The organism is Streptomyces sp. HSW2009 (assembly GCF_040240285.1).
GTDB lineage: Bacteria > Actinomycetota > Actinomycetes > Streptomycetales > Streptomycetaceae > Streptomyces.
Genome location: NZ_JBEHZD010000883.1, coordinates 1 through 2,075 on the forward strand (window position 1 = coordinate 1; position 2,075 = coordinate 2,075).

Annotated in this window: 2 protein-coding genes and 1 pseudogene; 2 read left to right on the plus strand and 1 reads right to left on the minus strand. The window is 78.4% G+C overall.

Annotation, left to right across the window (positions count from 1 at the left end):
- Nucleotides 1–105, minus strand: a pseudogene (locus AAHZ94_RS33195) (ATP-binding cassette domain-containing protein); the annotation flags it as partial.
- On the opposite strand from AAHZ94_RS33195, the gene AAHZ94_RS33200 reads away from it, so the two are divergent.
- Both AAHZ94_RS33200 and AAHZ94_RS33205 read left to right on the plus strand, forming a co-directional pair.
- Entirely contained in the window at nucleotides 92–640 is a 549-nt protein-coding gene (locus tag AAHZ94_RS33200; protein WP_349997421.1) for a hypothetical protein, read from the plus strand. The pseudogene AAHZ94_RS33195 and the gene AAHZ94_RS33200 sit on opposite strands and share 14 nt — an antisense overlap.
- A complete protein-coding gene (locus AAHZ94_RS33205) occupies nucleotides 634–2,022 on the plus strand; it encodes a hypothetical protein (RefSeq protein WP_349997420.1) in 1,389 nt (462 codons plus the stop codon). The genes AAHZ94_RS33200 and AAHZ94_RS33205 overlap by 7 nt, the downstream gene beginning before the upstream one ends.
- Nucleotides 2,023–2,075: the final 53 nt, after the last annotated feature.

Genomic DNA, 2,075 nt, shown 5'->3' on the forward strand with positions numbered 1-2,075 from the left:
CCCGGTGGTGGGCTCGTCCAGGAAGAGCACCCTGGGGTGGCCCACGAAGCTGCTGGCGAGGTCGAGTCGGCGGCGCATGCCGCCGGAGTAGGTGGCGGCGGCCCGGTCGGGGGGGGGGGGGGGGGGGGGCGCGGGGCGGCGGGGGGCGCCCCCCCGGGGGGCCGCCGGGCGGCCCCCCGGGGCGGGTGCCGCGGCGTTGGTGGCCGAGCTCGTCGAGACCTGCTGCGCCGGGCCGCCGATCGATCCGGGCCTGCTGGCCGCCGCGCCCGACGCGTATGCCGCACGCGATGCCGGGACCGCCCGGCCCTCAGCCGCCGACGCCGCCGGGGGCGGGCCCGGTCCGGTGCCGGACGCGCTGGCCCTGGACGTACTGGCCGGCGAGGAGGCCGCCGACCTCCTCGATGCGGTGGCGGCCGATGAACAGCGGCGCGGCGCCGATTCGGCCGGCCAGCCCGCCGCCCCGTTCCCGCTCGGTGCGGCGCTGGCCGACCTCGCCGCCGGCACCGGCATCCCGCTCGCCCCCGCGCCGCACCTGGCCCTGACCGACGGCGGCGAGGTCGCCCTCGCCACCGCCATCGCCCGCGCCGAAGCACGATACGGGACACCGCTCCGCGACGGCCGGGTGATTCCGACATGGTGACCACGAACCCACCAGGCCCCGCCCCCACCCCGCCACCGCGGGCCGAAGCGGCGGCACGGCCCACCGTGCTCGTACGGCTGGCGGACGCGGGTGACGTGTACATCACCTGGCGGTGGACGCACGCGCTGGCCACACCGGGCGCGAGCCGGGTACCGCGCGCGGAGGCCGAAGCGGTGCTGGCTGCCCTGGACGCGGCCCTGCCCGGCACCGACCCGGCCCGGCTCGGCCGTGCGCTGGGCGACGGCGCGCTGGTGCGGTACGCGAGCGAGACGGCACTGGCCGAACGGCTGGCCCGGACGTTCCTGCCGTACGGGCTGGCGCAGCAACTGCATGCGTGGTGGTCGCGCGACGTCCGCCCGCTGTTGCGCATCCAGCCGTCGCCGCTGACCGCCCGGGTGCCGTGGGAGTTGCTGGCTCCCGACCCGGAGCTGCGGCTGCTCGACATCGCCGACCTCAGCCTGTTGGCCCCGGCCAGCGTGGTGCACGCGGCCGGCCGCGCCGCCCGGTCCTGGCCCGCCGCCAGAAGGCTCCCCGTGGTCGCCGTCCTCGACCCGCGGGTGCCCGGCTTCCGCGCCGACTCCGCGCTCGGCTCGGTGCTCGGCCGGCCCGACGCACGGTCCCCGCTGGCCCGGCAGGTCGCCGGGTACGCGGCGAGTGGCAGGCTGCGACCGCTGCCGGGGGACGACCCGGCCGCGGTGTTCCGGCGCACCGATGTGGACCGCGGCTGGCTCAGCACCGCCCTGCGCGCGGGCGCCAGCCGGCTGCTGTACGTCGGCCACGTCACGGCCGCCGCACCAGAGACCGGGAGCAGCGAGAACGCCCAGCTCCACCTGGCCTGCCGGGCGGAGTCGGTGGGCTTCGCCGCGCCGCTGCGCGACCACCGCCCGCTGTCGGCCAAGGACCTGCTCCTGGGGACACACGGGCTGGCCGGGCCCGCCGAGCCGGGCGCCGAGCGCTGGCCGGTGCCGAGCCGGGTCGCGTTGATCGCCTGCGAGAGCGGGGGCGACCTGCGGTTCGGCGAGACGCTCGGGCTGGCGACCGCGATGGTGCACGGCGGCGCCGAACTGGTCACCGCCACCCGCTGGGCGCTCCCCACCGATCTGGCCTTCCACGAGTTGGCCGGGGCGCCGCCGACAGCCCGGCCGCTGCACGACGCGGTGTGCGCGATCGACGCGGCGCACGAGCGGGACGACGCGGTGACGGCGCTCAACGACTGGCAGCGCGAACGACTCGCAGCCTGGCGGGCCGAGCCTGCGGCGGAGCACTCGCCGGTGCTGTGGGCCGCGTTCGCCACCTTGGACACGGCGCCTTCGACGCCCAGCGCGGCGGCCCCCCACGGCGGTGCGGAGGGCGACCGTGGGGCCGCCGGGACAGCTTGCTGACGGCCGGGACGGGAACTGCTTCCCGTTCGGTGGATTCCTTGTAGGCTGTGGGC